Below are 23,421 nucleotides of genomic sequence, written 5' to 3' on the forward strand. Positions count from 1 at the left end.
GTAGAACCCTGTCGTTTGAAGCTCAGCCCGGCGTCAGCGGGGCTGGAGCAGCTTGTCGAGACCAGCCTCTCCCGAGGCGGTCTTCACGAGGTGCGGATAGCGTAGCCCCCCGTGATAGTCGATGGACACTTCGCGGAAACGATCACCGCTCTTGAGCATCAGCTTGATTGCGGCGGTGTCGTCGTTGGCGCGCTTGACGGCGCTCACCAGCCGCTCGGGCGTGTAGCCGCGGCCGTTCACCGCCACGATCTCGTCGCCCAGGTCGATGCCGGCGTTGAAGGCCGGGCTGTCCCAGGCGACGCTGGAAATCCCGCTCTTGCCGAGCGTCAGGCCCAGGGAATAAGCGAGGTCGGTGGTCGGCCCGCGGCCGGTCTTGTTGGGCTGGTCGGTGTAGACCAGCTTGTAGCCGTTGCGCTCGAACCCGCCGGCCGGGGCGCGCTTGGAGACGCCGTGCAGCCGCTCGTTGAGCAGCGTGCGCCAGTCATAGGGCTGGATGGCGTTGAGCGTGCTGACGATGTCGTCGAAGGTGTAGGTGACTTCGCCATAATCGCCATCGCGCAGGCCGAAGAAGCGGCGTGCGAAATCGTCGATCGACTTGGTGCCGCCCGAACGCTCGCGCAGGATGGAGTCGACTTCCATCCATACCAGCAGGCCTTCGTTGTAATAATCCTCCGAGCGCTGCCAGCCGACCCAGCCCTTGGGCGCGCGGGCGGTGATGACCGGATCGTTGGTGGTGTCGATCAGCGGGCGCCATTCGCGCGCCGGCCGGTTATCGAGGCTCGCCAGGATCGAGGCATAGGCCTCCAGCGTGTCTTCCTTGCTCACCAGGCCGGAGCGGGCCTGGAAGACATAGCCCCAGAACTGAGTCTGGCCTTCATACACCCAGAGCGACTTGCCGCGGGTCGGGGTGCGGTAATCGGGCGCCCACAGCTCGGCGCCGCGGCGGAACTTGCCGTCCCAGCTATGGGTGTATTCGTGCGGCAGCAGGTTGCGCGAGCCCGGGCCTTCTTCCCACTTGGTGAAATAGCCGGGCTGGACGCCGTTCTCCGAACTGCGGTGATGCTCCAGGCCGATGCCGCCCAGTTCCTCGCTGATCGAGAGCAGGAAATGGTAGCGGTCGTACTGCTGGGTGCCCATCGCCTTGACGGCCTGCTGCACCAGCCGCTTGTGCGCTTCGATCTGCTCGGGCTTGGCCTCCAGCTCCTCGGGCGTGTCGGCGAACACGTCGAGCGTCACCCGGTCGGACAGCGGGAAGGCGCGGTAATAGCGCCCGGCCAGCACCGGCGAGTCCATCAGCGTGTCATAGGTGGTCTTGTCATAAGTGACGGTGGAATCGACCGCCCTGGACGGTAGGCCCGACGCCGCCGACCAGCCGTCGGGATACTTCACCCGCGCCTGGATCGGGATGCGGCGCACGAAATAGCCTGCCGGATAGAGGCTGAGCGAGTTGAACTGCAGGCTCATCATGTCCGGGGTCATGACGATGCGGCCCTGCTCGGGCTTGGTCGCGGAGATGAACTGGAATTGCACGTCCAGCTTCTTCGCGCCCGACGGCACGTCGATATGGAAGGCGAAGACATCGACATCGTCGCGCGTCCAGGGCAGGCGCTTGCCATTGGCCATGATCTGGAGCCCGGCCAGCTTCTCGATCTCGCCGCGCGGGCCATGCTTGCCGGGCAGCCATTTGGGGAACAGCAGCACCATGTGGCCGCTCTTGGCGACCGGAATGGTTTCCTTGACCTGGAAGATGCCCTGCTGGGTGTTGGTCGCGTCGATCTCGAGCTTGATCGTGCCTGGATAATCCACGTCGCGCGCCGCCGGGATGGTGTCGACGATCGCGACCGGCTGAGGCGCGGAGTTCTGCGCGGCGGCGGGCGCCGTCGTGGTGGCGAGCAACAAGGCGGCGAAGGACAGCGCACGGTGCATCAGGAAGCGACCCCCTATGGTCTTCAAAGGAACGGCCGACATAGGCCCTTGATTCGGCTGCGGTAAAGCGCCGCGTGACGCCGCTTCACCGCTCCCTAACCATTGCCGGCTAGATGTTTCGGCCATGTATCACGATCCCGCATTGGCTGGTGCCGCCAGGGCCGATCTCCGCCCGCGCTCGGCGGTGAGCCACGGGGTCGGCCTGAGCGGGCTGGCCGGCCTGCTGGCCTGGATGCTGGTGGCGCATCATTTCGGCATGGACGGCCCCTATGCGGCGCTGGTCGGTGTCGCCGCCTGCGCTGCGCCGATGGTGCTGTGGTCGCTGCTCGTCGACAAGGTGCACCGCAATGCCAGCACCGGGATCGACTGGGCGCATGTCCGCCCCCGGCGCGAGACGTGGGACATCTCGGTGACCAAGCTCACCGGGCTGTGGCTCACCTGGGGCGGGATGGCGGCGATCTTCGCGCTGTTCCGCGTGTGGTGGGATACGCGCTACGCCAATTATCCCTTTGCGCTCACCTGCCTTGGCCTCGCTGCACCGGTGCTGTTCGTATCTTCGATCCCCTATGTACTCTGGCTCGACCGGCGGCTGGTGGAGCCGAGGGACGGTGCCTGGTCGCTCGGCGCCTGGCTGATGGGCGTCCCCGGCCATGACATGGCCGCGATCCACAACCACCTGCGCAGCTGGGCGGTGAAGGGCTTCTTCCTGGCGTTCATGATCGGCGTCGTGCCGACGGGTTTCGGGCAGGTGATCGCCGCGGACCCGCGCGAGCTTCTCAAGAACCCGCTGGCGCTGGTCGGCTATTGCGTGACCTTCATGTTCGTCGTCGACGTGGCTTTCGCCACTGCGGGGTACATCCTCACCTTCCGCCCGCTCGACTCGCACATTCGCAGCGCCAATCCGTTTGCGGCGGGTTGGGCCGCGGCGCTGATCTGCTATCCGCCCTTCGTGCTGATGGGGGAGGGCGGGGTGCTCGACTATCATCCCGGCAGCGCCGACTGGACGCAGTGGCTGGCGGGCCATGACTGGTTGATGGCAGCCGTCGGAGTCGCACTGGTGGCGCTCACCGCCATCTATGCGTCGGCGACCGTGGCGTTCGGGCTGCGCTTCTCCAACCTCACCCATCGCGGCATCCTGACGCATGGCCCTTATGCCTGGAGCCGGCACCCGGCCTATCTGTCGAAGAACCTGTTCTGGTGGCTTTCGACCATGCCGTTCCTCGCCACCACCGGCTGGATCGATGCGATCCGCAACACCGCCGTGATGGCGGCGGTCAGCGGCGTCTATTATTGGCGGGCGCGCACCGAGGAGCGTCACCTCGGCGCCGACCCAGCCTACCAGGCGTATTCCGGGTGGAGCGAACGCAACGCGCCGGTACCGCGGCTCCTCGCCAAGCTGAGCGGCAGCCGAAGCGCTTAGAACTTCGCCTCTTCGTACACGCGGCTGATGTCGCCGTTCCAATCGCCGTTGAAGCGGTCGAGCAGCACCTGTGCCGGCACCTTGCCGGTCCGCACGATCTCGCGAAGCGGATCGAGGAAGCCGCTCTCATTGTCGCCAGAGGCGTTCATCCGCGCGCGCGCCTTCAGCCCCGCGGTGGCGATGTCCAGCACCTGCCCGGCAACGTCCTTCAGCGTACCGCCGCCAGGCAGCGGCGCATCCAGCCCGAGCTTCGGCACCGCACTGCGCAGCGCCTCGCGGCCCTCCATCGACCAGTTCTTGACCAGGTCCCACGCCGCATCGAGCGCTCCCTGGTCGTAGAGAAGCCCGACCCACAAGGCCGGCAGCGCGCAGATGCGGCCCCAGCGTCCGCCATCGGCCCCGCGCATTTCCAGGAAGGTCTTCAGCCGCACTTCGGGGAAGGCAGTCGACAGATGGTCGGCCCAATCCTCCATGGTCGGCTTCTGGCCGGGATAGGCAGGCAGCTTCCCTGCCAGGAAGTCGCGGAAGCTCTGTCCGGCAGCATCGATATACTGGCCGTCGCGGTAGACGAAGTACATCGGCACATCGAGCGCGTAGTCGACATAGCGCTCATAGCCGAAGCCATCCTCGAACACGAAGGGCAGCATGCCCGTGCGCGCCGGATCGGTGTCGGACCAGATATGGCTGCGATAGGACAGGAAGCCGTTCGGCTTGCCCTCGGTGAAGGGTGAATTCGCAAAGAGCGCGGTCGCCAGCGGCTGCAGCGCCAGCCCCACGCGGAACTTCTTGGCCATGTCGGCCTCGGACGCATAGTCCAGGTTCACCTGGATCGTGCAGGTGCGCAGCATCATGTCGAGGCCCATGCTGCCCACCCGCGGCATGTGGTTCAGCATGATCTTGTACCGCCCCTTGGGCATGATCGGCAGTTCGGCGCGGGTCTTGTCGTGCCACATGCCCAGGCCGAGGAAACCGATCCCCAGCTTGTCGCCGACTTCCTTGACCTGCTTCAAGTGACGGCCGGTCTCGGCGCACGTGGCGTGCAGGTCTTCCAGCGGCGCGCCCGACAGCTCGAACTGGCCGGCGGGCTCCAGGCTGATCGCGCCATCTGGCCCCGACAGGGCGATGATGTTCTCGCCCTCATAGACCGGCTTCCAGCCGAACTGGGTGAGGCCGATCAGCAGCGCGTGGATGCCGCCCGGCTCCTCATAGCTGGGCGCGCGGTGGTCGGGCGTCTTCCAGTACACGAATTTCTCGTGCTCGGTGCCGATGCGCCAGCGGTCCGCGGGCTTTTCGCCGCGGGCGAAATATTCGACGAGTTGGGAACGGTGCTCGATGACCGCTGCGCTGCTGTTCGAACCGGTCTTCGTGCTCATCCGCGGCCCCTTAGCGGCGGGCGATTGGCCGCGCCAGTGTCAATCTATACCGTTCGGTTGCCAGTCGCCGGCAACCCCCATCCACAACGCCATCGCCGCCGCCGCCGCGGTCTCGGCCCGCAGGATGCGGGGGCCAAGCCCGACGCCGACCGCCTGGGGAAGCGCGCGGATCGCCGCGCGCTCCTCCTCGTCGAAACCGCCTTCGGGGCCGACCAGAATCGCCGCCGGCCCGGCACGCGAACGCATGGCATGCGCCGCCGGCTCCCCGCCATTTTCGTCGGCGAAGAACAGCGTTCGATCCGCGGGCCAGTCGCGCAGCAGCGCGGGAAGCTTCACCGGCTCGACCAGCTCGGGCAGCGCGGTGCGCCCGCATTGCTCCGCGGCCTCGATCATGTGCGCGCGCAGCCGCTCCAGGTTCAGCCGGTCGACCACGGTGCGCCGAGTCAGCACCGGCGCCAGCCGCGCCGCGCCGAGCTCGCAGGCTTTCTCGGCGACCCAGTCGATCCGCCCCTTCTTGATCGGCGCGGCGCATAGCCACAGGTCGGGCACCGGCTCACGCTCGCGCAGCCGTTCGGTCAGTTCGAGCACCAGGTCGCGCTTGCCGACATGGCGTGCGATCCCCAGCCATTCCCCGGTGATGTCGTCGAACAGCTTGACCGGATCGCCGTCCTTTATCCGCATGACCTGGACCAAATAATGCGCCTGCGGTCCCGCGATGCGGATCTCGCCTGGCGCAAGCGCGTCCTCGACGAACAGGCGGGGCGTGGATTGCGGCGGCCAGGCGGGTGTAGCGGGCATGTCATCGCTCTAGAAGCGGTGGAGCCGCACGGCAATGACAGCCGGCTTGAGCACGGGCCGGGCGCTGATATGGAAGAACCATGTCCGTGCCTGTCCCCGATCCGATCGTCCCCGACACCGAGCATCGCGGCCTGATCCGGCTGCTGCCCGCCGCCGCGCGCCCGTTCGCGCTGCTCGCCCGCTTCGATCGGCCGATCGGCTGGTGGCTGCTCTTCTGGCCGGGTGCCTGGGCGATCGCGCTCTCCGGCAACGCCCTCGCGCGCTGGGACCTGATCCTGTGGTTCCTGCTCGGCAGCATCGCGATGCGCGGCGCGGGGTGCGTCTACAACGACATCGTCGACCGCGATCTCGACCGGCAAGTGGCGCGCACTGCCAGCCGCCCGCTCGCCAGCGGTGCGGTTAGCCTCAAGGCGGCGTGGCTCTTCCTGCTCGCGCTCTGCGCGATCGGGCTGGTGGTGCTCGTCCAGCTCAGCGTCACCGGCATGGCCGTGTCGGTGGCCAGCATCGCGCTGGTTGCGGCCTATCCGTTCATGAAGCGGATCACCTGGTGGCCCCAGGCCTGGCTCGGGCTGGTATTCTCCTGGGCGGCGCTGGTCGGCTGGGCCGAAGCACCCGATGCCGAGTGGCTGCCGGGGCTGCTGCTCTACGCCGGCTGCATCTTCTGGGTGATCGGCTACGACACGATCTACGCGCTGCAGGATGTCGAGGATGATGCGCTGGTGGGGGTCCGCTCTTCCGCACGCCGGCTGGGTGCCAGGGTGCGTCCTGGTGTCGCCGGCTTCTATGCGCTGGCGCTGGCGCTGTGGGGCGCGGCGTTCTGGCAGCTTCGCCCCGATGCGCTGGCGCTGGCGGCGCTGGTGCCCGCGGCGCTGCACCTTGGGTGGCAGGTCGCGACATTGGTGCCTGCCGACGGCGCCAACGCGCTGCGCCGCTTCCGCGCCAACCGCAATGCCGGACTGTTGATGTTCGCCGCGTGCTTCGTGGTCGGCCAGACTCTTTGACCTTCGGCGTCCGCGTACCTAAGTCGCGGCGATGCTGACCAAGGAACAAGCCTGCGAGCGCGCCCACGACATCGTCGCGCGTGCGCGTGCCGCCGGCGCCGATGCCTCCGACGCCGTCTTCGCCGCCGACCGATCGCTCTCCGTCTCGGTGCGGATGGGCGCGTTGGAGGATGTCGAGCGCTCCGAAAGCGAGGAGCTGGGGCTGCGGGTGTTCGTCGGCCACCGCTCGGCCAGCGTCTCGACGTCCGACCTGAGTTCGGCCGCGCTCGACACGTTGGTCGAGCGTGCGATCGCGATGGCGCGCGAGGCGCCTGAGGATCAATGGGCTGGCTTGGCGCCGGAATCGCGGCTGATGCACGGTGCGGCGCCGCATCTCGACCTGGACGATGGCGCCGAGGTCGAGCCACAGGGCCTGAAGCAGCGCGCGCTCGAAGCCGAGGCCGCGGCGCGTGCCGTTGCGGGAGTCACCAACAGCGAAGGCGCCAGCGCGGGCGCCAGCCGGTCGATCATGGCGCTGGCGACGAGCCATGGCTTTACCGGCGGCTATGGCCAGTCGAGCCACGGCATCTCGGCAAGCGTGCTCGCCGGCCCTGCCGGGGCGATGGAGCGCGACCATGCCGCGCATTCGGCGCGCTATGCCTCGATGCTCGAAGCGCCCGAGCTGGTCGGCCGCCTTGCCGGCGAGCGTGCGGTGGCGCGCGTCAATCCCGGCAAGGTTGCCAGCGGAGCGATGCCGGTGGTGTTCGATCGGCGGGTGTCTTCCGGGCTGGTCGGCCATTTCCTGGGCGCGATCGCGGGATCGGCGATCACCCGCAAGACCAGCTTCCTGCTCGACCGGCTGGGTACGCAGATATTCGCCAGGGGCGTCACCATCTGCGACGATCCCCACCGCCCGCGCGGGCTGCGCTCGCGGCCGTTCGACGGCGAGGGGCTACCGGTGCTGCCGATGAAGCTGGTGGACGAGGGCATGCTCGAAACCTGGCTGCTCGACAGCGCCTCTGCCCGCCAGCTCGACATGGAGCCCACCGGCCACGCTTCGCGCGGCATCGGCGGGGCGCCGGGGGTCGCGCCGTCGAACCTGTACATGCAGCCCGGCAGCATCCCGCCCGAGACCTTGGTGGGAGAGATCAGCCGCGGCATCCTGGTCACCGAGCTGATCGGCCAGGGCGTCAACGGCGTCACCGGCGATTACAGCCGCGGCGCCGCCGGCTTCCTGATCGAGAATGGCGAGATCACCCGGCCGGTGTCGGAGATCACGATCGCCGGCAATTTGAAGGACATGTTCCTGGCGCTGACCCCGGCCAACGATCTTGAGTTCCGCTTCGGCATCAACGCGCCGACGCTGCGTGTCGACGGGATGACCATTGCCGGTGCCTGATCTCGCCGCCGAAGTCGCGGCGATCGCCGCCGATGCCGGCGCGCTGGCGATGCAGCTGTGGCAGACGGACTTTCGCCGCTGGGAGAAGTCGCCGGGCAACCCGGTGTGCGCAGTCGATCTGGAAGTCGACGGCATGCTGCGCCACCGGCTGGGCAAATTGCTGCCCGACGCCGGCTGGCTGTCGGAAGAAACCATCGACAATGCCGCGCGGCTGGGTTCGGAACGCATCTGGGTGGTCGATCCGATCGACGGCACGCGCGATTACCTGCGCGGCCGTTCCGGCTGGTGCGTGTCGGTGGCGCTGGTCGAGCGCGGGCAGCCGGTGATCGGCGTGCTGGACGCGCCGGCGCGCGAGGAAGTGTGGACCGCGGCGGCCGGGCAGGGCGCCTTTCGCAATGGCGAGCGGCTGCAAGCCTCGGACCGCAGCGTGCTTGCCGGGGCGCGGGTGCCGGCCGACCAGCTTCCCAAGGCCGATCGCGACCTCACGCCGGTCGCAAAGCCCAATTCGATCGCGCTGCGCATGGCGATGGTCGCCGCCGGCCAGGCGGACCTTCTCGCCACGCTGCGCTGGGGCAATGAATGGGACATCGCCGCGTCGGTGCTGCTCGCCCGCGAAGCGGGGGCGGCGGTGACCGACGCCTTTGGCCAGCCGCTGGCGTTCAACACGCCCTCGGCCCAGGCGTTCGGCATGCTCGCCTCGAGCCCGGGCATCCATGCCGCGGCGGTGGAACGGCTCGCAAGCCGGGCTGAGGCTGCAGTGGGTAGTAAGCGCTAGCCGGCCAGCCCGTCGTCGCGATACTTGATCTGCAGATAGCGGCCGCGGGTCGCCAGCAGGTCGAGGTCGCCCTGCGCCAGCTGCGCCGACATCTCGGCGATCTCTTCGTCGATCACCTGAAGCCCCTGTGCCAGTTGCTGGTCGGGGGTCAGGCCGTTGCGCTCGGTACGGCGCAGCGGCTCGGGCACGCGCTGATAGCCCTTGATCAGTTCGGGCAGCTGCTCGCCGACCAGCTTGCGCACCTCCCCGGCTGCCGGGGCGTGGTCGTCCAGCGCGGCCAGCTGCGGCGCCAGGATCTCCAGCTTCACCCCGATCGAATCGACCAGCCCGCGCACCGGCGACGGCAGCGCCGGGCGCTGCGCCTCCAGCCAGCGCTCGGTGGTGGCAGGCAGTGCCTTTAACGGCACCTGCGCCAGCTGTTCGACGCGCGGCGGCGCCGATTGCGGGAAGATCGCCAGCGTGATGGTCGCAGCGATCAGCAGCGCCATCATCAGCAGCGCGCCGAACATGCCGATCCCGCCGGGCAGGATGAAGCCCAGCACCAGCGCGACGGCGATGATCAGCCCGTCGGCCGCCGCGATCCGCCCGACGCGGCGCAGGATCTCCGCCTCGCGCCGCTGGCGCCCGCGCTTGGAGACCGAGTTGTAACGCTCACGGGTACGCTCCAGCAGCGCGTCGGCCTGGGCCAGCTGGCGATCGACGTCGGTCGGCATGGCCGTTTACATCGCCTCCAGCTTGAAGGTGTCGGCGGACGCGCCGGCAAGCTGGTTCTGCGTCGCCCCTTCGGCCCGGGCGATATAGCCCTTCGACTTCTCGACTTCGTTGGACAGCGTGGTGACCGTGGTCTTCATGCTGTCGAGCGCCTTGAGCTTGAAGGTGTCGATCGCGTCCATCGTGTCGTAGATGTTCTGGAACGCGCGCTGCAGCGTCTCGACCGGGATGGTCGAGTTCGCCGCCTGTTCGTGGATCGCCGCGGACTGGCTCTTGAGCAGCTTGCTGGTCGAATCGATCAGCCCGGCGGTGGTCGAGTTCAGCGCGGTGATCTGATCGAGCACCAGCTTCTGGTTGGTCAACGCCTGGGCCACCGTGACGGCGGTACGCAGCGCCGAAACGGTGGTGGTCGACGCGCGGTCGACGCCCTTTACCAGCTCGACATTGTTCTTCTTGACCAGGTCGAGCGCCAGATAGCCCTGCACCGTGACCGCCATCTGAGTCAGCAGGTCCTGGGTGCGCTGGCGCACATAGAACAACGCGGTCTCGCGGATCGCCTTGGCCTTTGCGGGATCGCTGTGGTCGAGTTCGTTGGCCTTGTCTTCCAGGCGCGCGTCCATCGCCTTGGACAGATAGATCATCTGTTCCAGCCGGCCCATCGCGTTCCACAGGTTCGAACGTTCGGTGTCGATCGCGGCATTGTCCATGAGGAGCTCGTCCTTGCCATTGGCCAGGCTCTTCAGGATCGCGTTGATGTGCGTCTGCGACGACTGATATTTGTGGAAATACTTCTTGAAGCCGCCCGAACCGAAGATGCGGTCGATGAAGCCGCCCTTGCCGCCGATCAGCTTGCCGTTCTTGCTGGGATCGAGATCCTCGACTTGCCGGCGCAGCGCGATCAGGTCGGCACCCACGCCGCCTTCGCCGTCCATCGCCTTGACCGGGCGGTCGAGGAAGCGATTGGACTGGCCCGCAGCCTCGCGGATTTCCTTCTGCCCCATCGCGGCGATGGCATCGACGCGCTTGCCGAATTCGGGCGAGTTCACGTCCTGCGCGACCAGATCGTCGACGAAGCTGTCGACGCGCTTTTCCAGCTCGTTTTTCTTGGTGTCCTCGACCGGCACCAGGCCCGCGGCCTTGGCAGGGGCTACCGTCGGCACCGGGTCGGGTGCGGTCAGCACCAGTTCCTTTTCGGCCACTGCAGTCTCGCTTGCCATATGCATGTCTCCCAAATCTCCGGCCACAATAGGGGCATCGCTCCGGCGATCCAAGTGTATTGTCTCATCGACACACCCGGGGAGGGTGTCCGAACAACCGGTCGCGCACGAAGCAGCCGCACGCAGGGCAAGGAGTGGCGCGGTCGCGCATCGTCCATGCTAAAGCAGGTTTGCCGCTTGTACGACGGCGGGCGAAGGAGACGGCGATTGAACGACAGGCTGAAGCTTCTGGTGGTCCTGGGCAGCGTGCGCGAAGGGCGCATGGCCGAGCCGGTGGGGCGGTGGGTATGCGAACAGGCGGCTGGACGAGACGGTATCGACTGCGAGCTGGTGGACCTGAAGGAGTGGGACCTGCCTTTCTATCCGTTCGCCGACGCGCCGGCGAAGGGCAACTACACCGATCCACTGCAGCGGCGCTGGGCCGAGAAGGTCGCCAGCGCCGATGGCTATGTGCTGATCGCGCCCGAATATAATCACGGCGCCCCGGCGGTGCTGAAGAACGCGCTCGACTTCGTCTATGCCGAGTGGAACCGCAAGCCGGTGACCTTTGTGGGCTATGGCGGCAATGGCGGGGCACGATCGATCGAGGGGCTGACGCTGGTCGTGCGCGAGCTGCAGATGGCGGCGCTGGAGGCGTCGGTGCACATCATGGGCGTGTGGGGCAAGGTGAGGGATGGCCGCTTCACCGGCGACGACAAGGACCTGCGCTGGATCAGCCACGCCTTCGACGAGCTGGAGTGGTGGGGGCGCGCGCTGAAAGTGGCGCGAGGCTGAGGACCGAAGCGACGAGTTGATGCGGCTAATCGCGCGGAGCGGAGTTGTTACGCCTGCGTCGCCCTTCACGGAGTGTCGAATGCTGCCTGATCCCCTGACGATCGCCCGGCGATTGCTGGACCGCGCCGAACGCGAGCTGGTCGAGCGCGTAATCGAGGCCGGCAGCTCGGCCGCCGCGGCCGCCGCCGGCGCGGTGCGCGGCCAGTTCCTGCTCAAGATCCAGGAGTTCATGACGCTGCTAGGCAAGCTGCCGCATGGGACCGCCAATTGGATCCTTGATCTGGACCGCGGCTTTTCGGCCCGCTCGCTCACCCGCACCGAGACGCAATTGGTGCAGGAGGCGTTCGGCGGGCGGATCAATCCGGGCGACGTGCGGATCGTGCGCGGCGCCGGGCTGTCAGCCTGGGCGGCGATCGCCTTTCGCAACGGCAATCCGGCGATCACGCTGGGCAACACGATCTACATAAAGTCGGACCTCAAGGACCTGACGCACAGCGACTTGTCGCTGGCGCTGCGCGGGATCGAGATGCTGCTCCACGAATATACCCATGTCGTGCAGTATGCGACCTTGGGCTTCGGGACGTTCGGGCGGCGTTACGCGTCGGAGCTGCGCTCGCATGGCTGGGACGCGAACAAGCTCTATGACTATGGCAAGCGCAACAGCGACTGGCAGCACGAGACGCTGGAGGGTCAGGCGCAGATCGTCGGCGAATATGGCACTGCGCGACGGGCGCTGAACGTGCCGCGCAACCGTGCGCTGGCCGATAGGCTGCGCGCGAAGCTGCAGGGCACCGGCATCTATGCGCAGTGATCGCATGCTCGCGCTCGCCCTGTTGTGCGCAACGCTTTCCGGGTGCCAGCAGGGCGCCGAGATCATCGTCGATCAGACCGGCGCACGAACGCTGTTCACCACCAAGATGATCTCGAGCAGTGGGCAGGCCTGCATCCGCAACTTGGAAGTGTATGAAGGCGAGCCCGACGGCCGCGCGCCACTATGGCAGATCGTGGGTGAACCCGACGATGGCTGCGTCACGCAAGTCGAGTTCGCGAAGGTACCGGAAGGCTTCTCGCAGGCCGACGGCACGCCTGCTAACCTGAAGCTCAAGAGCGGGCAGCATTACGCCGTGCAGGCCTCCGGCCGGGGATGGCTGGCATTTGGCGGGTTTGACGCGCGGTAAGGCCCATCGATGGTTCCTTCCCGCAAGCTCAGGGAGTATCCTTTAAGGATGACTCCGGCTCGCTAGCCCTTTCGCTCGCGCAGCATTTCGGCTATGGGCGCCGGCACACCGCACCTCTGCGGCATCCAGGATATACGCATGAACCTTCGCAACGTGGCGATCATCGCCCACGTCGATCATGGCAAGACCACGCTCGTCGACCAGCTCTTCCGCCAGTCCGGCACGTTCCGCGACAATCAGCGCGTCGAAGAGCGCGCGATGGACTCGAACGACCTCGAAAAGGAGCGCGGGATCACCATTCTCGCCAAGCCGACCTCGGTCGACTGGACTCCGCCGGGCGCGAGCGAGAGCATCCGCATCAACATCGTCGACACCCCCGGTCACGCCGATTTCGGCGGCGAGGTGGAGCGCATCCTGTCGATGGTCGACGGTGTCGTCCTGCTGGTCGATTCGTCGGAAGGCGCGATGCCGCAGACCAAGTTCGTGACCGGCAAGGCGCTGGCGCTCGGCCTCAAGCCGATCGTCGTCGTCAACAAGGTCGACCGTGCCGACGCGCGCATCCAGGAAGTGCTGGACGAAGTGTTCGACCTGTTCGTGTCCCTCGACGCCAATGACGAGCAGCTCGATTTCCCGGTGCTCTACGCCTCGGGCCGCAACGGCTATGCCTCGACCGACATGGACGCGCGCGAAGGCACACTGATCCCGATGTTCGAGACGATCGTCAGCCACGTGCCGGCGCCCAAGGTCGAAGTCGAGGACGTGCCCTTCACCTTCCTGGTGACTTTGCTCGACCGCGACAATTTCCTCGGCCGTATCCTCACCGGCCGCGTCAATTCGGGCACGGTGAAGCTCAACCAGCCGATCCACGCGCTGGATAACGATGGCAAGATCATCGAGACCGGCCGCGCGTCGAAGATCCTGTCGTTCCGCGGCCTGGAGCGTGTGCCGGTCGAAGAGGCCAAGGCAGGCGACATCATCTCGCTCGCCGGTCTGGCCGTTGCCACCGTGTCCAACACGATCTGCGATCCCTCGGTCAGCGAGCCGCTGCACGCGCAGCCGATCGATCCGCCCACGCTGTCGATGCGTTTTGCGGTGAACGATTCGCCGATGGCGGGGCGTGAGGGCACCAAGGTCACGTCGCGCATGATCCGCGACCGCCTGTTCCGCGAAGCCGAATCCAACGTCGCCGTGAAGGTGACCGAAGCCTCGGACCGCGACAGCTACGAAGTCGCCGGCCGCGGCGAGCTTCAGCTGGGCGTCCTGATCGAAACGATGCGCCGCGAAGGCTTCGAGCTGGGCATCAGCCGCCCGCGCGTGCTGTTCAGCGAGGACGAGAACGGCAACAAGACCGAGCCGTACGAGACCGTCATCATCGACGTCGACGAGGAATATTCGGGCACGGTCGTCGAGAAGATGAACCTGCGCAAGGCCGAGATGACCGACATGCGTCCCTCGGGCGGCGGCAAGACCCGCATCACCTTCTCCGCGCCGTCGCGCGGCATGATCGGCTACCATGGCGAGTTCCTGTCGGACACGCGCGGTACCGGCATCATGAACCGGCTGTTCGAGAAGTACGGCCCGCACAAGGGCAACATCGAAGGCCGCAAGAACGGCGTGCTGATCTCGAACGGCAATGGCGAAGCGCAGTCCTATGCGCTGGGTCCGCTCGAAGAGCGCGGCATCCTGTTCGTCGGCCACGGCGAAGCGCTGTATGAAGGCATGATCATCGGCGAAAACGCCAAGACGGAAGACCTCGAGGTCAACCCGATGAAGGCCAAGCAGCTGACCAACTTCCGCGCGTCGGGCGGCAAGGACGATGCCGTCCGCCTGACCCCGCCGAAGAAGATGACGCTCGAGCAGGCCATCGCCTATATCGACGATGACGAGATGGTCGAAGTCACCCCGACCAAGATCCGCCTGCGCAAGCGCTTCCTCGATCCCAATGAGCGCAAGCGCGCCAGCCGGTCGAAGAGCGCGGCCTGAGGGTTGCGTCGTACTTGAGAATGCGAAAGGCGCCGGGGGAAACTCCGGCGCTTTTTGTTTGGGGCCGACCTGAGGAAGCACTGCGCCGGGGAAAAGGTTTCGGCAGGGCCCATGCGCCGCTTGATGTGGTTAGTGGCCAGGCGTTCGAAGCGCGGCTAAGCGCGCCTGCGTGTTCCTTTCCCCGCCAGACCAGCCCGCTCCTTCCCGCACTCGGATCCACACCCAGTCCGACGGGCCGTACTTCGTCACCGGCGACGGCGCGCCCTGGGCACCGATCGGCCACAATGACGCGATCACCTGGCCGGAACTCGGGCCGCTGTTCCGGCGCCGCGATCCCGCCGCGGTGGAGCGGCACCTGGTGTGGCTACGCGATCACGGCGTCACCTGTATCCGGCTGATGCTGGAATATTGCCATGGCGAGCATCGCTATTTCGAGCGCCCCGCAGGCCGGTTCGTCCCGAACATGGTACAGTTCTGGGACGACATGTTCGCGCTGCTGGAAAAGGTCGGCCTTCGCGTCCTGCTGACGCCCTACGATACCTTCTTCATGTGGATCCGGTGGCGCCACCATCCTTACAACAGGGCGAATGGCGGCCCCTGCGCAAGCCGGCGGAAATGGCTGACCTGTCCCGACACGCGCACCGCGATCAAGGACCGCCTGGCCTTTGCGAGCGACCGCTGGGGTGGCAGCCCGGCATTGTTCGCCTGGGACCTGTGGAACGAGATCCACCCCGCGCATGGCGGCGACGATCCCGCCACGGCGGCCCGCTACCTCGACGATGTCGGCCCCTGGCTGCGGGCGCATGAGATCGAGCGGCGCGGCTATGCCAACCTCCAGACCGTTTCCGTGTTCGGTCCCGAACTGATCAAGCACCCCGCGCTGGTCGAGACGATCTTCCGCCACCCGTCGCTCGATTTCGCGAACACGCATCTGTACGAGCATGGCACCATCGACGCGCCTCGCGACACCGTAGCCCCGGCGCTGGCGGTGGCCCGGCTGATGCGGACGGCGGTCACCGAAGCGGGCACCACCCGCCCGGTGTTCGATTCCGAGCACGGCCCGATCCACAGCTTCAAGGACAAGAAGCGGACCTTGCCGGAGCCGTTCGACGACGAATATTTCCGGCACATACAATGGGCGCACCTTGCGAGCGGCGGTGCGGGCGGTGGCATGCGGTGGCCGAACCGGCATCCGCATATACTCACCGCCGGGATGCGCGAGGCGCAGCGCACTCTGGCGCAGTTCCTCCCCTTGGTCGACTGGAGCCGGTTCAAGCGCCGCAACCTGTCGGACGAGATGGCGTGCGACGATCCCGGCGTGGCCGTCGTCGGTTGTGGCGACGATGCGCAGGCGATCGCGTGGCTGGTGCGTACCGACAGCTTGTCGAAGCAGGGGATGGTGATGGAGCGATCTGAGGCTGTGCCGGCCAGCTTGCGCATTCCCGGCCTTGTCGAGGGCACCTATTCCGCGCTGGCCTATGACACATGCACGGGGACGGTCCGCGAGCTTCCGCCCTGCACCAGCGCAGGCGGCACGCTGCACGTCGCGATCGGCCCGGTCCGCAGCGACGTGATGATCGCGGTGCGTAAGGCAAGCCGCTGAGGCAAAAGGTTGCAAGCGGTTCGCGCCAAGCACGGTCATTGCCGCCGCCTTTGGGAACTGCGGTCCACCCGGCTATGGCGTGGGCAAAGCCATGACTGAGGGTGCCTGATGTCTGAAGACTATGCGAGCGGCCAGCGCGACGGCTTGCGGCTGGCGCTGGCGATCCTGGCCGCGGAGGAAGCGAAGTGGGCGGCGTTGCTGGGTGAGAGCCCGTCCTGGCGGACCAACGCCACGCGCGAGGTGCGGCACAAGACTCTTCAGGTCGCGCAGAAGCGTGTGCAAACCGCACTAAACCGCTTGCTCCCCAAAGACGCCGAGACCACGAACGAAGAGCTGACCTCGGCGCTGGACCGGCTGGGGCTATAGCGCGCGGCCTTGGGGCGTCGCCCTGGGCGTCAGCGGTCGTGCAACTGCTTGAGTGCGACGCCGGCAAGGTTCTGGGCGCGTCGCAGATAGCGTATGCGGACACGTCCCCGCGGCCGGGGCAGCGACTGGAAAACCTGCATGTGACCAGCGCAGGAGGGCGGGCAGCGGACGGTGCTGTTCGCCTGCCCGATGACCGCGGCGGCGTCGCCGAGCAGCACCGGGTCGACAAGGTCGAGCGCGTGAGCAAGCCGCATCGCTTCGATAAGCGCCAGCCACTCGGCATCCATGCTCAGGCCGGGACCGAGATCGCGCTGGAGGTAGCGCCGCCCGCCGATCACCACCGCCAGTTCCATGCCGAACGGATCGGGACGGCAGCCGCCGTCGAAGAACACCTTCACCCCGCGCGCCACTTGCCCGGTGCGAGGTCGCCGAGCGTCCATTCGCCGATGCTCCACCGGACCAGCCGCAGGGTGGGGTGCCCGACCGCGGCGGTCATGCGCCGCACCTGCCGATTGCGTCCTTCGCGGATGGTCAGCGTGATCCAGTGATCGGGAATGCGCGCCCGCACCCGGATCGGCGGGTCGCGGGGCCACAGCCCGGGATCGTCGATGCGCGCCACCTCGGCTGGCCGGGTGTAGCCGTCGTTCAGCTCCACGCCGCGGCGCAGCCGCTCCAGCGTCGCATCGTCGGGTTCGCCCTCCACTTGCACCAGATAGGTTTTGGGCAGCTTGAACTTGGGGTCGGCGATCCTCGCCTGGAGCCTGCCGTCGCCGGTGAGGATCAGCAACCCTTCGCTGTCCCGGTCCAGCCGCCCGGCAGGGTAGACGCCCGGCATGTCGATGAAGTCGGACAGGGTGGGACGCGCCGTTGCCGTCCCCTTGTCGGTAAACTGGCTCAGGACGCCATAGGGCTTGTTGAACAGGATCATCAGCATCCGGCGCTACTGCCTTCACGGCGCGGCTGCCAACCCGCTTTTCGCCGCAGCGTCTCTCCTCGATGCGCTGCGCCTTGGTTTGGCCTCGTGGTTGTGGTTGATGGAGGCGAATAGCCGGGAGTGGCGAGGATGCTTCTTGCCTTGATGCTGAGCATGGCGGTTGGTCAGGACGCCCCGCGTCCGGGCGTGGAGACAAGAGCCGATGGCGTCCAGCGCTGGTCGGTTCTGGCCGATCCATGCTCGGGACGAGTCCTTAGCCCCGATGAAGTGGTGGTGTGCGGGCAGCGCGACGGCGCGACCAGCGACCGGCTGCCGCTTCCCGACGAGCGTGGCCCGCGCGACCGGCCGATGCCAAGCAACCCCGACATCAGCGGCGCGGGCGCGCTGGCCGTGGCCTCCGCGCCCTGTGCCACGCGATCGGAAGGATGCACCGTCGGTGTGGACATGCTCGGCGGGGGCACGGCGCTGATCCGGCTTGCTGGCAAGCTGATCGATCCGGACAGTTGCTGCGAGCGGCCGGGCGAAGGCACGAATCCCGTCATGCTGGTGGGCGATCTCGGTTCCGCGGTGGGACGGGCGTTCAAGAAGAAGCCGGACAAGTCGAACCGCGTACCTATCCCCCTGGACGACCTGCCGCCCGTCGACGCTGCGCCGGCAACCGTCACGCACGCTGCGCCAGTGCCGTAAGGGCGGCTCTGCGGGAATCGGGCTGGTAAAGTAGGATTTGCGCTGCTGTGATCTGGCTATGCCCGAGACACCCGCCTCCGCCATTCTCACCCAAAGCTGCGGCAGACCGCAACTTCCTGAACTTCACCACGGTGCGAAAGTGCCGAAATCGGCGAGAATCGGGCGTTTTCTCATCCAACCAAAAGGTTGGATGTCCATCGGTGCCCGCGCGAGTCGCTTCTGGCCGAACCGCCACAAGCGCGGGAGCGGCGCCGGCTTAGCCTTCCGCCATTTCCAGCAGCACTGCCCATTCTTCGGGGCGCACCGGCGTGACCGACAGACGCGACTGGCGGATCATCTCCAGATCGGCCAGCCGCGGCTCGGCCTTGATGTCGGGCAGGGGCACCGGCTTGGCCAGCTTGCGCACCGGCTTCACGGCAACGCTCGCCCATTTGCCATCGTCGCCATCGGGCTGCCAGGCGCGGGTGATCTCCATGATGCCGACCGCGGCCTTCTGGATGTTGGAATGATAGAAGATCGCCTGGTCGCCGGGCTGCATCTCCTTGAGGAAATTGCGCGCGGTGTAGTTGCGCACGCCGTTCCATTCGGTCGCGCCGTCGCGGATCAGGTCGTCCCAGCCATAGGCATCGGGTTCGGAGCGGAGGAGCCAATACGCCATGGCGGCGCGTTAGCCGGCTAAACGACGGGTGAACAACCGATTTCGAACGGGTTCAGCCTATGTGCGTTATCCACCAAGCATCGGCGTCCGACTCCAGCCGCTTCGTGGATCGGGCGCTTGCATGAAGAGGAGGCTTTGATGACCAATTTCGTGAAGAAGGCGGTTCTCGGCAGCGTGCTCGGCGCGACCGTCCTTGCCGCAGCGGCGCCTGCCGCCGAGGCGCAGCGCTATCGCGGCTATTATCGCGACCGCGACAATGGTGGGGCCGCGCTGGTGGCTGGCATCGCCGGGCTGGCGATCGGCGCCGCGCTGGCCAGCGACCGCGGCTATGACCGCCGCTACGACTATGACCGGCGCTATTATCGCAGCCACGGCTATTATCCGGTCGACGGCTATTACTATCGCGACAATTACCGGCGGTATCGCGGATGGGAGCGCTGCGGCGTTCGGCGGATGTACGACCCGTATATCGGCCGGCCGGTGCGGGTGCGCTACTGCCGCTGATCCAGGCGGCGCATGAACGGGTGGCGCGGGCAGGGTCCGCGCCGCCTTCTTTCGTATAGGCCTCTTCGCTTGCGGAGATGTGCAGCTACATTGGGGCCATGCACAGCGATTCGCCCGCCACCACGCCCGTCGATGCCGCCGATCCCTATCAGCGGCTCGGCCAGACCTTTCCGATCCTGTCGGCGGAAATGACCGGGCGCGTCGCCGGCTTCGGTGAGGAAGAAGCGCTGCCCGATGGCGCGACGCTGTTCCGGCGTGGCGACCGCAGCGTCGACTTCTTCCTGTGCCTGGAAGGCGGGATCGAGATCCTCGACAGCGACGTGAAGGGCGAGGCACGCATGGTGCATCGCCACCAGCCCGGCCAATTCACCGGCGAGCTCGACCTGTTCAACGACCGCACGATCCTGGTGACGGCGCGGGCGCTGCCGGGGACCCGCGTCATCCGGGTGGGCCGGAGCGACTTCCGCCGGCTGATGACCGCCGAGCCCGACATCGGCGAGATCGTGATGCGCGCCTTCATCCTGCGGCGCGTGGGGATGCTGCTCCACGGCGAGGGTGGCGTGGCGCTGGTAGGCCCCGGACATATGGCGGATACCGCGCGGCTTGAGACCTTCCTCTCCCGCAACGCCCTGCCGCACCGCCGGATCGACACCGAACAGGACGCGGACGCGGCAGGCTTCCTTGAATGCTTCTCGCTGACGCAAGCGGACCTGCCGGTGGTGGTCGCCGACGGCCAAGTGCTGCGCCGCCCCTCCAACGCGCAGCTGGCCGACGCGCTGGGGCTGACGGTGGCGATCGACCCGGAGCATGTCCATGACGTGGTAGTGGTAGGCGCAGGCCCCTCGGGCCTGGCAGCGGCGGTCTATGCCGCGTCGGAAGGGCTCGACACGATCGTGATCGAATCGATCGCGCCGGGTGGGCAGGCGGGGACCAGCTCGAAGATCGAGAATTATCTGGGCTTTCCCACCGGCATTTCCGGCCAGGCGCTTGCCGGCCGTGCCCAGGTGCAGGCGCAGAAGTTCGGGGCGCGGCTGCTCGTGTCGCGATCGGTCTCCAGGATCGACTGCGCGGTTCAGCCCTATCGGCTGCAGCTGGACGACGGCGCCAGCGTTCAGGCCCGCTCGGTGGTGGTCGCGACCGGCGCGCGCTACCGCAAGCTTGACCTGCCGCGCTATGCCGAGCTGGAAGGCAACGGCATCTATTATGCCGCGACTGCGATGGAGGCGGGGCTTTGCGCGTCGCAGGAAGTGGTCGTGGTCGGCGGCGGCAACTCCGCCGGGCAAGCGGCGATCTTCCTGTCGCGCACCGCAGGGCATGTGCATGTCCTGGTGCGCGGTGCCGGACTCGCGGCGACCATGTCGAGCTACCTGATCGAGCGGATCGAGGCGTCCGACCGAATCACGCTGCACCCGTTCACCGAAGTCAGCGAACTGGAAGGCGAGGGACATCTCCGCGCGCTGCGCTGGACCGATCGCCAGACCGGCGAGTCCGAGCGACGCGAGGTCGGGGCGGTGTTCGTGATGATCGGTGCGGAGCCCAATACGGAATGGCTGGACGGGTGCATCGACCTGGATCCGGCCGGCTTCGTGAGCACCAGCGAAGGGCACACGCTGTTCTGTTCGTCGCAGCCGGGCATCTTCGCAGTGGGCGATGTTCGCGCCGGATCGGTGAAGCGCGTCGCTTCGGGCGTGGGCGAGGGATCCGTGGTGGTGTCCGCGCTGCACCGTTACCTTGAAAGCGTACGCCAATAGCGGCAAAGGCAGCCGCATGAGCGACACCCCTCCCGACCGCCTGTCGGTCAATCCACAGAGCCCGCACTTCAACCAGCAGGTGCTGGAGCGTGGCATCGGCATCCGCTTCAAGGATCAGCAGCGCCACGACGTCGAGGAATACAGCATTTCCGAAGGCTGGATCCGCGTTGCCCTGGGCAAGAAGGTCGACCGCAAGGGCCAGCCCCTGACGATCAAGCTGGTCGGCCTGGTCGAGGCGTGGTTCGAGCGTCCTGCCGAGGGCGAAGCGGCCCAAGACGAAGCCGAGGGCTAATGCCTGGCCATCACCCCGGCAGATGCCGGGGTGATGGCAGGACCTTAGTGCACGAACCGCGCCACCACGTCGCGGTAGGACCGGCTGACCTTCACCTGCGCCCCCGAATCGAGCACCAGGAAGCATTCGCCATTGGTGTGGGGCTTGACCTGCTTGACCAGGTCCAGGTTGACGATGGTCGAGCGGTGGACGCGCTGGAACCTGCGCGGGTCGAGCCGCTTCTCCAGGTCCTTCATCGTCTCGCGCAGGATCAGCGTGTTGTCGCCGGTGTAGATGCACATGTAATCGCCGGCGGCGTCGATGCGCTCGATAGTGTCGACATCGACGCGGAAGATCTGGCCCCGGTCCTTGATGTTGATCAGCTTCTCGAACCGGTTCGACGCCATCTCGCCGCCGCCATCGGCAGCAGCCATGTCGTCGACGGCGTCGGGCGCCACTTCGGCCAGCACTTCCTTCAGCCGGTCGACTTCCTCGACGCCGCGCTTCTCGGTCAGGCGCTGGCGTACGCGATCCAGAGTATCGGCGAGGCGAGAGGGCTCCACCGGCTTCATCAGGTAATCCATTGCCTGCGCTTCGAAGGCGCGGATGGCGTGATCGCTATAGGCGGTGACGAAGACGAACAGCGGTGGCTCGACTTCCATCAGTCCCTGCACGACGGAGAACCCGTCGAAACCGGGCATCTGGATGTCGAGGAATACGAGGTCGGGCTTGTGCGTCTTGATGGAACGGATGGCCTCGCGGCCATTGGAGCATTTGTCGATAATCTCGACATCCTCGTGTTCCTGGAGCCGCAACTCGAGCCCCTGGATCGCCAGGGGTTCGTCGTCGACGAGGATGGTACGGATGGTCATGCGGCCTCTCGGTTAGGTTCCTCAAGCTGGAACGGAATTTCGATCTCGACGCTGAACCCATCCCCAGGGTTCGTACGCGTCTCGATGCGATGGTCAGACCCGTAGGCCTGTGCCAACCGTTCCCGTATATTGGCGAGCCCCACGCCAGTTGAAAGGGTCGGCCTTGGTTTGGCTTCGATCAATCCGGGCCCGGTGTCGGACACGGCGATCTGCACCCGTTCTCCGGTGAGCCGAGCGGTGATGGTGATGTCGGCGCCCTCTTCCTGCGGCGTGACTGCATATTTGATCGCGTTCTCGACCAGCGGCTGGAGCAGCAGCGACGGCAGTCGTGCCTTCGCGACGCGCGGATCGATGTCGAAATGCGGGCGCATCCGTTCGTCGAAGCGCATCTTCTCGATCTCGAGATAGAGCTTGAGTGTTTCGACCTCCTGGCTGAGCGTCACATGCGCCGTCGGCTCGTTTGCAAGCGTGTAGCGCAGGAACGACGACAGCCGGCTCAGCATCACGTTCGCACGCTCGGTCTGCTTGAGCAGCACCAGCGTAGAGATCGAATTGAGCGTGTTGAACAGGAAGTGCGGGTTCAGCTGGTAGCGCAGCATCGCCAGCTGGGCATGGCTCGCCTGGTTCTCCAGCAGCTGCATCTGGTCGATCTGCTGCTCGACGATCAGGTAGAAGTTGATCCCGAAATACAGCGCCGACCAGCCGGCGAGCACCGTAAAGTTCAGGAACAGCGCCGCGAGCACCAGCCGCACGCTGATGCCGGGTTCCGCCATCTTGATGAAGGATACGGTGAAGGCGTCGAGCACTGCATAGATCACCGTTGCGAGTGCCAGCGTGCCCAGCGTGAGCAGGATGCCGGTGATGCGCGGCAATCCGCGGTAATAGCCGTACAGCGTCGATAGCAGCAGGGTCAGGCAATAGCCGACGATCGATTCGATGATCGCCGTGATGATGCGGTCGACCTCGAGCTCGTTCGAGATGCTGGAAACGGTGCGCAGCAGCAGATAGCCGCTCCAGCCGGCGGCCTGCAGCATCCAGAAGGCGCGGGACTTGTCTTCGAAGAAGGGTCGGGAGAGCAGTCCAGGCTGGCTGACGGTTTGCGGCATCAGTCGCCGCGCGGGTTCCACTGCGTTGCGCACCGGCGCCCTCTAACACTGCGCGCACCAGGGGGCAAAGAGGGGGCACAAACGAAAACCGCCGCCCCATTGCTGGAGCGGCGGCTTCGTTGGTTCAGTTGGACG

At 66.6% G+C, this 23,421-nt stretch carries 24 protein-coding genes; 14 read left to right on the forward strand and 10 right to left on the reverse strand.

Going from position 1 to position 23,421, the window contains the following annotated elements; genetic code table 11:
• Positions 1-33: 33 nt before the first annotated feature.
• On the reverse strand, positions 34-1,926 hold the full coding sequence (locus LZ586_RS13470; protein WP_235076793.1) for a M61 family metallopeptidase: 1,893 nt from the start codon (positions 1,924-1,926) through the stop codon (positions 34-36).
• Positions 1,927-2,050: 124 nt separating this feature from the next.
• On the opposite strand from LZ586_RS13470, the gene LZ586_RS13475 reads away from it, so the two are divergent.
• Positions 2,051-3,346, forward strand: a complete 1,296-nt coding sequence (locus tag LZ586_RS13475) for a methyltransferase family protein (protein WP_235076794.1) — start codon at positions 2,051-2,053, stop codon at positions 3,344-3,346.
• Here the strand turns inward: LZ586_RS13475 and LZ586_RS13480 are convergent.
• Both LZ586_RS13480 and LZ586_RS13485 read right to left on the reverse strand, forming a co-directional pair.
• Entirely contained in the window at positions 3,343-4,719 is a 1,377-nt protein-coding gene (locus LZ586_RS13480) for a glutamate--cysteine ligase (protein WP_235076795.1), read from the reverse strand. The genes LZ586_RS13475 and LZ586_RS13480 overlap by 4 nt on opposite strands.
• 39 nt (positions 4,720-4,758) lie before the next feature.
• Positions 4,759-5,517 carry a 16S rRNA (uracil(1498)-N(3))-methyltransferase gene (locus LZ586_RS13485; protein ID WP_235076796.1) on the reverse strand — a complete coding sequence of 253 codons (759 nt, stop codon included), beginning with the start codon at positions 5,515-5,517 and terminating at the stop codon, positions 4,759-4,761.
• An 80-nt stretch (positions 5,518-5,597) separates the two neighbouring features.
• Between LZ586_RS13485 and ubiA the strand changes: the two genes are divergently transcribed.
• The 3 genes from ubiA to LZ586_RS13500 are packed head-to-tail and all read left to right on the forward strand — an operon-like array spanning position 5,598 to position 8,671.
• Positions 5,598-6,518, forward strand: coding sequence for a 4-hydroxybenzoate octaprenyltransferase (gene ubiA, locus LZ586_RS13490; protein WP_235076797.1), 921 nt, complete (start codon positions 5,598-5,600; stop codon positions 6,516-6,518).
• Between the two features lie 31 nt (positions 6,519-6,549).
• A complete protein-coding gene (locus LZ586_RS13495) occupies positions 6,550-7,896 on the forward strand; it encodes a TldD/PmbA family protein (RefSeq protein WP_235076798.1) in 1,347 nt (448 codons plus the stop codon).
• Positions 7,889-8,671 (forward strand): 3'(2'),5'-bisphosphate nucleotidase CysQ, encoded by a 783-nt coding sequence (locus tag LZ586_RS13500; protein WP_235076799.1) that lies wholly within the window; start codon positions 7,889-7,891, stop codon positions 8,669-8,671. Before LZ586_RS13495 ends, LZ586_RS13500 begins: the two co-directional genes overlap by 8 nt.
• Here LZ586_RS13500 and LZ586_RS13505 read toward each other — a convergent pair.
• Positions 8,668-9,384: a hypothetical protein gene (locus LZ586_RS13505; protein ID WP_235076800.1), complete on the reverse strand. Its 717-nt coding sequence runs from the start codon at positions 9,382-9,384 to the stop codon at positions 8,668-8,670. The genes LZ586_RS13500 and LZ586_RS13505 overlap by 4 nt on opposite strands.
• Positions 9,385-9,390: 6 nt before the next feature.
• Positions 9,391-10,599: a toxic anion resistance protein gene (locus tag LZ586_RS13510; protein WP_235076801.1), complete on the reverse strand. Its 1,209-nt coding sequence runs from the start codon at positions 10,597-10,599 to the stop codon at positions 9,391-9,393.
• Positions 10,600-10,806: 207 nt separating this feature from the next.
• On the opposite strand from LZ586_RS13510, the gene LZ586_RS13515 reads away from it, so the two are divergent.
• The 6 genes from LZ586_RS13515 (at position 10,807) to LZ586_RS13540 (ending at position 16,503) form a co-directional block, all read left to right on the forward strand.
• Positions 10,807-11,373, forward strand: coding sequence for an NADPH-dependent FMN reductase (locus LZ586_RS13515; RefSeq protein WP_235076802.1), 567 nt, complete (start codon positions 10,807-10,809; stop codon positions 11,371-11,373).
• 79 nt (positions 11,374-11,452) lie between these two features.
• Positions 11,453-12,184, forward strand: coding sequence for a hypothetical protein (locus LZ586_RS13520; protein WP_235076803.1), 732 nt, complete (start codon positions 11,453-11,455; stop codon positions 12,182-12,184).
• A 4-nt stretch (positions 12,185-12,188) separates the two neighbouring features.
• On the forward strand, positions 12,189-12,551 hold the full coding sequence (locus LZ586_RS13525) for a hypothetical protein (protein ID WP_235076804.1): 363 nt from the start codon (positions 12,189-12,191) through the stop codon (positions 12,549-12,551).
• Between the two features lie 138 nt (positions 12,552-12,689).
• A complete protein-coding gene (gene typA, locus LZ586_RS13530; protein ID WP_235076805.1) occupies positions 12,690-14,534 on the forward strand; it encodes a translational GTPase TypA in 1,845 nt (614 codons plus the stop codon).
• Between the two features lie 169 nt (positions 14,535-14,703).
• Positions 14,704-16,137 carry a hypothetical protein gene (locus tag LZ586_RS13535; RefSeq protein ID WP_235076806.1) on the forward strand — a complete coding sequence of 478 codons (1,434 nt, stop codon included), beginning with the start codon at positions 14,704-14,706 and terminating at the stop codon, positions 16,135-16,137.
• A gap of 108 nt (positions 16,138-16,245) precedes the next feature.
• A complete protein-coding gene (locus LZ586_RS13540) occupies positions 16,246-16,503 on the forward strand; it encodes a hypothetical protein (protein WP_235076807.1) in 258 nt (85 codons plus the stop codon).
• Positions 16,504-16,532: 29 nt separating this feature from the next.
• On the opposite strand, the gene LZ586_RS13545 is transcribed toward LZ586_RS13540, so the two are convergent.
• Complete coding sequence (locus LZ586_RS13545) at positions 16,533-16,913, reverse strand: hypothetical protein (RefSeq protein ID WP_235076808.1); 381 nt, start codon at positions 16,911-16,913, stop codon at positions 16,533-16,535.
• Positions 16,898-17,437: a pseudouridine synthase gene (locus tag LZ586_RS13550; RefSeq protein ID WP_235076809.1), complete on the reverse strand. Its 540-nt coding sequence runs from the start codon at positions 17,435-17,437 to the stop codon at positions 16,898-16,900. Before LZ586_RS13550 ends, LZ586_RS13545 begins: the two co-directional genes overlap by 16 nt.
• Positions 17,438-17,566: 129 nt before the next feature.
• Between LZ586_RS13550 and LZ586_RS13555 the strand changes: the two genes are divergently transcribed.
• The gene (locus tag LZ586_RS13555) at positions 17,567-18,124 is read left to right on the forward strand and encodes a hypothetical protein (RefSeq protein WP_235076810.1); all 558 of its coding nucleotides are present in this window, start codon (positions 17,567-17,569) and stop codon (positions 18,122-18,124) included.
• Between the two features lie 256 nt (positions 18,125-18,380).
• Here the strand turns inward: LZ586_RS13555 and LZ586_RS13560 are convergent, their stop codons facing one another.
• The gene (locus LZ586_RS13560) at positions 18,381-18,782 is read right to left on the reverse strand and encodes an EVE domain-containing protein (protein WP_235076811.1); all 402 of its coding nucleotides are present in this window, start codon (positions 18,780-18,782) and stop codon (positions 18,381-18,383) included.
• A gap of 138 nt (positions 18,783-18,920) precedes the next feature.
• On the opposite strand from LZ586_RS13560, the gene LZ586_RS13565 reads away from it, so the two are divergent.
• The 3 genes from LZ586_RS13565 (at position 18,921) to LZ586_RS13575 (ending at position 21,329) form a co-directional block, all read left to right on the forward strand.
• A complete protein-coding gene (locus LZ586_RS13565) occupies positions 18,921-19,286 on the forward strand; it encodes a hypothetical protein (protein ID WP_235076812.1) in 366 nt (121 codons plus the stop codon).
• 98 nt (positions 19,287-19,384) lie between these two features.
• A complete protein-coding gene (locus tag LZ586_RS13570) occupies positions 19,385-21,037 on the forward strand; it encodes an FAD-dependent oxidoreductase (protein ID WP_235076813.1) in 1,653 nt (550 codons plus the stop codon).
• Positions 21,038-21,053: 16 nt separating this feature from the next.
• Positions 21,054-21,329, forward strand: coding sequence for a DUF3297 family protein (locus tag LZ586_RS13575; RefSeq protein ID WP_235076814.1), 276 nt, complete (start codon positions 21,054-21,056; stop codon positions 21,327-21,329).
• A 44-nt stretch (positions 21,330-21,373) separates the two neighbouring features.
• Here LZ586_RS13575 and LZ586_RS13580 read toward each other — a convergent pair whose 3' ends face one another.
• Positions 21,374-22,180 (reverse strand): LytR/AlgR family response regulator transcription factor, encoded by an 807-nt coding sequence (locus LZ586_RS13580; RefSeq protein ID WP_235076815.1) that lies wholly within the window; start codon positions 22,178-22,180, stop codon positions 21,374-21,376.
• Positions 22,177-23,286 (reverse strand): sensor histidine kinase, encoded by a 1,110-nt coding sequence (locus tag LZ586_RS13585; protein WP_235079815.1) that lies wholly within the window; start codon positions 23,284-23,286, stop codon positions 22,177-22,179. The genes LZ586_RS13580 and LZ586_RS13585 overlap by 4 nt, the downstream gene beginning before the upstream one ends.
• Positions 23,287-23,421 lie beyond the last annotated feature (135 nt).

Origin of the sequence: Sphingomonas sp. S2-65 (assembly GCF_021513175.1) — a bacterium.
Lineage (GTDB): Bacteria > Pseudomonadota > Alphaproteobacteria > Sphingomonadales > Sphingomonadaceae > Sphingomonas.

Bases quoted from the DNA above. Each gene is read 5' to 3' on its own strand.
- typA (WP_235076805.1), top strand. From the start codon at position 12,690: ATGAACCTTCGCAACGTGGCGATCATCGCCCACGTCGATCATGGCAAG.
- LZ586_RS13495 (WP_235076798.1), top strand. From the start codon at position 6,550: ATGCTGACCAAGGAACAAGCCTGCGAGCGCGCCCACGACATCGTCGCG.
- LZ586_RS13505 (WP_235076800.1), bottom strand. From the start codon at position 9,384: ATGCCGACCGACGTCGATCGCCAGCTGGCCCAGGCCGACGCGCTGCTG.
- LZ586_RS13520 (WP_235076803.1), top strand. From the start codon at position 11,453: ATGCTGCCTGATCCCCTGACGATCGCCCGGCGATTGCTGGACCGCGCC.
- LZ586_RS13470 (WP_235076793.1), bottom strand. From the start codon at position 1,926: ATGCACCGTGCGCTGTCCTTCGCCGCCTTGTTGCTCGCCACCACGACG.
- LZ586_RS13565 (WP_235076812.1), top strand. From the start codon at position 18,921: ATGACCAATTTCGTGAAGAAGGCGGTTCTCGGCAGCGTGCTCGGCGCG.
- LZ586_RS13580 (WP_235076815.1), bottom strand. From the start codon at position 22,180: ATGACCATCCGTACCATCCTCGTCGACGACGAACCCCTGGCGATCCAG.
- LZ586_RS13585 (WP_235079815.1), bottom strand. From the start codon at position 23,286: ATGCCGCAAACCGTCAGCCAGCCTGGACTGCTCTCCCGACCCTTCTTC.
- LZ586_RS13560 (WP_235076811.1), bottom strand. From the start codon at position 18,782: ATGGCGTATTGGCTCCTCCGCTCCGAACCCGATGCCTATGGCTGGGAC.
- LZ586_RS13485 (WP_235076796.1), bottom strand. From the start codon at position 5,517: ATGCCCGCTACACCCGCCTGGCCGCCGCAATCCACGCCCCGCCTGTTC.
- LZ586_RS13475 (WP_235076794.1), top strand. From the start codon at position 2,051: ATGTATCACGATCCCGCATTGGCTGGTGCCGCCAGGGCCGATCTCCGC.
- LZ586_RS13550 (WP_235076809.1), bottom strand. From the start codon at position 17,437: ATGCTGATGATCCTGTTCAACAAGCCCTATGGCGTCCTGAGCCAGTTT.
- LZ586_RS13480 (WP_235076795.1), bottom strand. From the start codon at position 4,719: ATGAGCACGAAGACCGGTTCGAACAGCAGCGCAGCGGTCATCGAGCAC.
- LZ586_RS13525 (WP_235076804.1), top strand. From the start codon at position 12,189: ATGCTCGCGCTCGCCCTGTTGTGCGCAACGCTTTCCGGGTGCCAGCAG.
- LZ586_RS13510 (WP_235076801.1), bottom strand. From the start codon at position 10,599: ATGGCAAGCGAGACTGCAGTGGCCGAAAAGGAACTGGTGCTGACCGCA.
- LZ586_RS13570 (WP_235076813.1), top strand. From the start codon at position 19,385: ATGCACAGCGATTCGCCCGCCACCACGCCCGTCGATGCCGCCGATCCC.
- LZ586_RS13575 (WP_235076814.1), top strand. From the start codon at position 21,054: ATGAGCGACACCCCTCCCGACCGCCTGTCGGTCAATCCACAGAGCCCG.
- LZ586_RS13540 (WP_235076807.1), top strand. From the start codon at position 16,246: ATGTCTGAAGACTATGCGAGCGGCCAGCGCGACGGCTTGCGGCTGGCG.
- LZ586_RS13555 (WP_235076810.1), top strand. From the start codon at position 17,567: ATGCTTCTTGCCTTGATGCTGAGCATGGCGGTTGGTCAGGACGCCCCG.
- ubiA (WP_235076797.1), top strand. From the start codon at position 5,598: ATGTCCGTGCCTGTCCCCGATCCGATCGTCCCCGACACCGAGCATCGC.